Consider the following 6055-nt stretch of genomic DNA (forward strand, 5'->3'; position numbering starts at 1 on the left):
AGTTAATTAATGGTTTATATAAATTAGAGACAACGGCTCATGCCGCTAGTCGCAGGTTCCCGGCGATTGCTCTACCGCCAGGCCGCTTCCTTCGGGCTCCGCCGTATAAACGGCACGCGCCCCGCCAATTAGCTTCGGACGTGCATAAGCCATCGTAACATGGGCAGATCCAATATTCTTAATCGAAGGACGAACCGGCACCGCCACCCGCCGCAAATGCATGCCGATGAACGTATCGCCGATATCAATCCCTGCGTGCGCGGCTATCGTCTCAACCAGGCACGCCCCGGTAAGCTGACGGTAAGCGTAGGCCGCCATCGAGCCGCCTGCTTTCGGAACCGGCACCGCTGCCACTTCCTCCAGCCCGTACTTCTCTGCCGCTTCCCGTTCTATTACGAGTGCACGGTTCAAATGCTCGCAGCATTGAAATACCGGGTAGAAGCCAATGTCGCGCCGTGCTGCCTCCACGCCTGCAAAAATTTGCGCTGCCGTCTCCACTGTTCCGGAGGTTCCAATGCGGTGGCCCAGCACCTCGCTCGTACTCGTCCCGATGACGAGCAACTGTCCTGCGGCAAGGCTTCCCGCCTCGGCCAATTCACGGATGATCTGCTCAACATGGGATGTAATGTTCGTTATTTCATCATTCCCGCTCATGGACGATCGTCTCCTTCTTGCATCATGTTAGGAGCGTGTGTATTGAGCTTCGATTTGATTCACTTTGTTCAGCCGGCTGACATGGCGTTCTCCGCTCGAGAATGGTGTCTCCAGCCAGATTCGGACAATTTCCTGCGCTACGCCAGGGCCGATGACACGCTCGCCCATCGCGAGCACATTGGTATCATTATGCTCTCGGGTCGCTTGGGCAGAGAACAAATCATGCACAAGCGCGCAGCGGATGCCTGCGACTTTATTCGCCGCGATCGACATGCCGATGCCGGTGCCGCAGATCAGAATGCCGCGGTCGGCTTCGCCGCTCGCAACGCGTTCTGCAACAGGAAGCGCATAATCGGGATAGTCGACCGATTGACTGCAGTCGCAGCCGAGATCCTCGATTTCATGTCCCAGCGATTCCAGATAAGGGACGATAACGTCTTTCAGGGTGTAGCCTCCGTGGTCCGCGCCGATTGCAATTTTCATAGTGGGTTTCCTCCTAAAGGTATGTGCGTCGATTACCGGGCAAAACGGCCATTCCTTTAAACCTTTGGCGTTTTGCATAGCAAGATAAGCATGAATACTAACGGGTAAACCTGCTTACCTTTGAAGCTAGAAAATGACACTATCGCTTCAATCTCACGATTTATTATACCTAAATTCGTCGAAAAAGACGAAAAAAGAGCATGACATGCTCTTCAGCATGCTGCTCTTTGCCCAGGCGACCGGCCGTATGTTCCGATGCTCCACCGTGGTTACCCACTTCCGTCGCCAGTTACATCGGAAACCGTCTTTGTATTCTCATCATAGCTGATTCCTACCCGAAAATCAATCATCCTTTGTCCTTTTCCCGCGCGGAAATTTACCCATTGGATAAGTTCCCTTTTAAGCGATGCTGAGCAGCCCCGCGGCAGAATAAAGAGAATGACTTTGTCGAAGCTTCTGCCAATTGCTCTACTGTTGCAACTTGCCGAGCAGCTTGCGCAGCCCTTCTTCGATTTCGTTCGCGCAGCTCCGGTACATCTCCAGCGTCCCGCCGAATGGATCGGCGATATCCGTACCTGGAATGCGCCGCTCCAGCTCCAGCAGCCTCGACCGCTCGCCGACGCTCAGTTGCTGGCCAAGAGCCAGCTTCAAATGCATCTCCGAATAAAGGCGTTCCAGCTCCTGGATATCTGCCAGCGCCACATCATCTTGATGCGCGTACTCCTTCAGCGTGTGCGTCTTGTCGACTGCCTCCGGAAAGCCTTGCAGCAGCCCTCTCTTATGACCCGCGGTCATCGTTAGGATGAGATCAGCCCATTCCACAGCCTCGCCAGTCAGCGCGCGTGATGCGCCGCGATGCTCGATATTTTTCTCCCGCAGGGATTCAATGGCATTACGCGAAACAGCCAGACCGTCAATGGTCGATACACCTGCGGAACGGATCTCAAGTGCAACGCCCTGCCGTTCCGCCATATCCTTCAACATCGCCTCAGCCATCGGTGATCGGCAGGTGTTGCCGGTACATACGAATAATATGCGTTTCATGCTGCTGTCCCCTTTCTATTCGAGAGACCATGAACATGGTCTGGTCAGAAAATAAACATAACGCCGAAAATAAATAAAATAGCTCCGCCAAACGCTTCGCCGTAGCCGCCAAGATTGCGGCTGACTCTCCGGCCAAGCATCAAACCCAGTATGGACATTAAACCGCCGAAAAAACCGAACAATAGAATGGTAAGCAGCAAATCAGCTTGGAACATTCCAAGGGTCACGCCAACGGAAAAAGAATCGATGCTGACGCTCAGCGCAAACAGAAATGTTCCGGTGACAGAGCGGTAATCCAGCGATTTAACCTCTTCGCCTTTAATCGAGCTATATATCATATGCCCGCCTAGCAAAACCAGTAAAATACCAGCTGCCGTAGTCGCTATATGGCCTAACAAGCCGCTTACGAATTGCCCGGCAAACATGCCTCCGAGCGGCATAATAATATGAAAAAGAGCAATGATGCTGCTTAGCTTCAATATATCGCGTAATCGAATGCCTTTCAATCCGATTCCAATCCCCAATGAAAAAGCATCCATCCCCAGTGCTACCGCCATTATAAGCAGTGTCGCAAACTGTCCAGCGTGCAAAACGGCTTCATTCACGCAGTCTCTCCCCCTGTCCACATCCATTCATTACCCAACATATGCGGACAAGACGCCAAACATACGAATTAATAGGCAAAAATGGAGGGGAGACAGAAGGCATCGACTTTCGGTTCAGGTACTGCTTTAGAGTAGCAGCGATAGTGAAGAAGCATGTAGAAGGCGCTGGTAAAATAGTTCGGGTGCCAACCCCTATAATCGGGTTACTTGATTGCCAGCTGCTTTGGCCAGCCTGTTCATTAATGCAAGGCCGATGCCTTGCTCCTCACAGCCCTCAGCCCAGATGCGCTGCACCCCTTCGGCATCAAACTGCCTTAATGCTGCATACAGCCGCTGTGCCGCATATTCCAATTGATGCTTTTCCCCACCGTATGTGAGGACGACATCAGCATCAAAGTCACCTTCCCGTTCTGCAAATACAAGCACCCCGGTTTTTAGGCCGTCGCGTTTAGCCCCAGCTATCACTTCCCGGATATAGGCAGTCGTCTCAGTCGGATCCCCCTGAACGATCTCCATATCGCCTGCCGGTGCGTAATGGGTATATTTCATACCGGGTGAGCGAGGCGCTTCCTCCGTTTCGGACTGAGCCGGCGGTGTATCAATAATCGCTCCGGGCACAGCTAACTGCAGCTGTTCCGGTGTAACGCCGCCTGGCCGAAGAATGCGAATGGTGTTGTGTCCAGCAAGCTCGATTACCGTCGACTCCAGCCCGACACCTGTCGCACCGCCATCTACGATTCCGGCAATTGCGCCGTCAAGATCCTCTAACACATGGGACGCTGTTGTCGGACTCGGTCTGCCCGAACGGTTGGCGCTTGGTGCTGCAACCGGACAATTGGCTTGCCCGATAAGCTCCAATGCCGCAGCGTGATCAGGCATTCGGACGCCTACCGTTGCTAATCCCGCTGTCACAAGCGGCGATACGGCATCAGGCTTAACCGGCAGCACAATTGTGAGGGGCCCTGGCCAAAGCTGTTCCATCAAGCGGCTTGCTAATTCCGGATATGGCAGCACAAGCTCCTCCAACTGCCCGATATTAGCGATATGAACGATAAGCGGATTATCGGAAGGCCTTCCTTTAGCGGTAAAAATCTGTTCCACCGCCTGTGTACTCCTCGCATCCGCCCCTAAGCCATATACCGTCTCCGTCGGGAAAGCTACCAATTCTCCCTCCCTCAGCAGCCCGGCCGCCTCCGTCAGCTGTCCCGCCAACAACTCGCCTTCCAGCCGCCATACCTTAGTCATCTTCATCTTTATAGTTCAATCCCTGCTTGTTAGTAGTCTGTTTGCCGCTATTATACCACAAGCACGCAAATGCGCCGCACCCATCTAATTAATCAGTTCCCTCGCATACTTAGGCGCATGATATCAGCAGCAAATGTGAAGAACCTATATTACAGCGAAGCTGCTTCGCTGTATAACGAAGTAAACTTCGTTGTCTGTCCTGTTCTAGAGTTTGTTTTGTTCATTAACGAACCTCTTTTCGCTACTCATGAACTTAGGTTCACGGTTAGGGAAAAAAAGTTCGCTGTGCAGAGTCACCTCATAGAAAAGATGCATACAGCGAACTTTACTTCTCTATTTAGCGAATTAGCTTCGCTGCAATTCGATCAAGGATTAACGCGGCCTCTACAGCTACTGACAGCTTCCGAGTAAAGTGACCGTCAGCGGGCAACCAAGAGGCAGATGAACAACTGCTGCAGGTACCGATGCCGAAGCTGATCATCCAGCAACACAGTGTGCCTCGATGGCCCCCTGCTCCGAAAGTAGCGCGCGGTGTGAAACGAATATGATTATGAAGATCGTTTTAAGAAAGACAATCTACATTAAGAAAACAAACCTTTAAGCCAACCGATTAATTGCTGCAGCATCTCCCAGAGGAAAAACTTCGCTTCCGGCGCTTCGCCTTCCGATTGTTTTTTGTCAGCAGTATCGTTTGAGGCCGAAGCAGCAGCGGTCTTGTCATCTGACTTGCTTACTTTATTGTTTTCCGATTTAGCTGGCGCAGCTTCTTTGGCTTTCCCTTGCACAGCGTCAGCACTCGCAGCAGAAGCCTCACCTGTTGCAGCATCTATGAAACAAAGCGGCGGGAACAGTACGCACCACCAGTTTTGTCCTTGACCTTCGCCGAGCGTAATGAGCAGAGCCTCATATTCTCCGGCAGGATATACTTCATTGCCATACATTTTAGTTGGAAAAGGAACCAGTCCGAGCTGTGCCCGATAATCATAGCTAAAACCCCGGCTTTGCAGCACTTTACCAACGATGTCTTCGATTTCGCCCATATGGCTTTGCAGCGTTTGGCGGGCTTCTTCAATCGTTTGCGGACCGGTCACCCAGCCGTTCATTGCATCTACAACGGCGTCGCGAACGACGCGTTTAACCGCCTGGTCAGCGGGAGTATCCGAATTGGCTAAAATACGGAGACGAATCGACTCCTGTGGAATGGAGCCGCTAGCTACAGCAGCATCCGTTTGTTGAAGCTCCCAGCTCATAATTAAGAGAATAAGGGCAAATACGATAAAACCATACGACCTTCTATAATAGAAACGGGAATAAGGGCGGGACATACACACAAGCTCCTCTCGTGCACCCGTCGGTGCTTCAGCTTGCGTTCCGGAACGTATCTATCCGTCAGTATGTCCCGCATGCTCACTCTATAAACCTCGTATCTCGTAAAAAGATTTACTCCTGCTAGATTTAGAGAAGGATAAAAAAAACCGAGCCCTCTCGGGACCCGGTTTATCATGCTATTAGAAAGTTTCAGTTCTGCTATTTCAAGCTCTCATACAGCGACAGCAACAGTGCTATCTAGCGAGCCTTCTCAGCATTCAATCAAAACGCAAAAGTGCATTTTGATTTATCAAAACCAATCAAAAATCAGCATCAAAATGCAAAAGTGCAGGCTGATACGCCCAAAATCGCTGATTTCATGCTATTTCGGCCGATCAAAATGCACTTTTGCATTTTGTTGTGATAAATGAAGCTTTTTCAGTCAAACAAAATGTATTTTTGCAGGTTGATGCAGAAATATGCGTTAGTTAGCAGTCATAAACGCTCACTTAGAGCTAGTCCGCGTGGCGGATCGCCAGCACATGCCGCTCAATGCCGGCATAGTCGGTAATGATCCGCACCTCGTCCCAGGCGCCGTACTGCTCCAGCAGCGCCGCGACGTCGCGAGCTTGGCCCATGCCAAGCTCGAAGCCGACGATCCGCGGCACCTGCCGCAGCGCCGGCAACTGCTCTACCATGCGGCGGTACGGGTCCAG

At 51.7% G+C, this 6055-nt stretch carries 6 protein-coding genes, 1 pseudogene and 1 riboswitch; all 7 genes and pseudogenes read right to left on the reverse strand.

The window, feature by feature from the left end:
* Window positions 1-45: 45 nt before the first annotated feature.
* The gene (locus TY10_RS25760; RefSeq protein WP_042170253.1) at window positions 46-654 is read right to left on the reverse strand and encodes a TIGR01440 family protein; all 609 of its coding nucleotides are present in this window, start codon (window positions 652-654) and stop codon (window positions 46-48) included.
* A gap of 27 nt (window positions 655-681) precedes the next feature.
* Complete coding sequence (gene rpiB / locus TY10_RS25765; RefSeq protein WP_042170257.1) at window positions 682-1137, reverse strand: ribose 5-phosphate isomerase B; 456 nt, start codon at window positions 1135-1137, stop codon at window positions 682-684.
* Between the two features lie 222 nt (window positions 1138-1359).
* A riboswitch (ZMP/ZTP riboswitch) is annotated at window positions 1360-1440 on the reverse strand.
* A 165-nt stretch (window positions 1441-1605) separates the two neighbouring features.
* Complete coding sequence (locus TY10_RS25770) at window positions 1606-2181, reverse strand: low molecular weight protein arginine phosphatase (protein ID WP_042170259.1); 576 nt, start codon at window positions 2179-2181, stop codon at window positions 1606-1608.
* A gap of 44 nt (window positions 2182-2225) precedes the next feature.
* Window positions 2226-2738: a manganese efflux pump MntP gene (locus TY10_RS25775; protein ID WP_238328024.1), complete on the reverse strand. Its 513-nt coding sequence runs from the start codon at window positions 2736-2738 to the stop codon at window positions 2226-2228.
* A gap of 240 nt (window positions 2739-2978) precedes the next feature.
* On the reverse strand, window positions 2979-4037 hold the full coding sequence (locus TY10_RS25780) for an L-threonylcarbamoyladenylate synthase (protein ID WP_042170264.1): 1059 nt from the start codon (window positions 4035-4037) through the stop codon (window positions 2979-2981).
* A gap of 575 nt (window positions 4038-4612) precedes the next feature.
* Complete coding sequence (gene spoIIR / locus TY10_RS25790) at window positions 4613-5356, reverse strand: stage II sporulation protein R (protein WP_042170270.1); 744 nt, start codon at window positions 5354-5356, stop codon at window positions 4613-4615.
* Window positions 5357-5854: 498 nt separating this feature from the next.
* Window positions 5855-6055: pseudogene (locus tag TY10_RS30880) on the reverse strand (protein-(glutamine-N5) methyltransferase, release factor-specific); the annotation flags it as partial.

It is taken from the genome of Paenibacillus gorillae, assembly GCF_000513275.1.
GTDB classification, from domain to species: domain Bacteria; phylum Bacillota; class Bacilli; order Paenibacillales; family Paenibacillaceae; genus Pristimantibacillus; species Pristimantibacillus gorillae.

Bases quoted from the DNA above. Each gene is read 5' to 3' on its own strand.
- rpiB (WP_042170257.1), bottom strand. From the start codon at position 1,137: ATGAAAATTGCAATCGGCGCGGACCACGGAGGCTACACCCTGAAAGAC.
- spoIIR (WP_042170270.1), bottom strand. From the start codon at position 5,356: ATGTCCCGCCCTTATTCCCGTTTCTATTATAGAAGGTCGTATGGTTTT.
- TY10_RS25775 (WP_238328024.1), bottom strand. From the start codon at position 2,738: ATGGCGGTAGCACTGGGGATGGATGCTTTTTCATTGGGGATTGGAATC.
- TY10_RS25780 (WP_042170264.1), bottom strand. From the start codon at position 4,037: ATGAAGATGACTAAGGTATGGCGGCTGGAAGGCGAGTTGTTGGCGGGA.
- TY10_RS25770 (WP_042170259.1), bottom strand. From the start codon at position 2,181: ATGAAACGCATATTATTCGTATGTACCGGCAACACCTGCCGATCACCG.
- TY10_RS25760 (WP_042170253.1), bottom strand. From the start codon at position 654: ATGAGCGGGAATGATGAAATAACGAACATTACATCCCATGTTGAGCAG.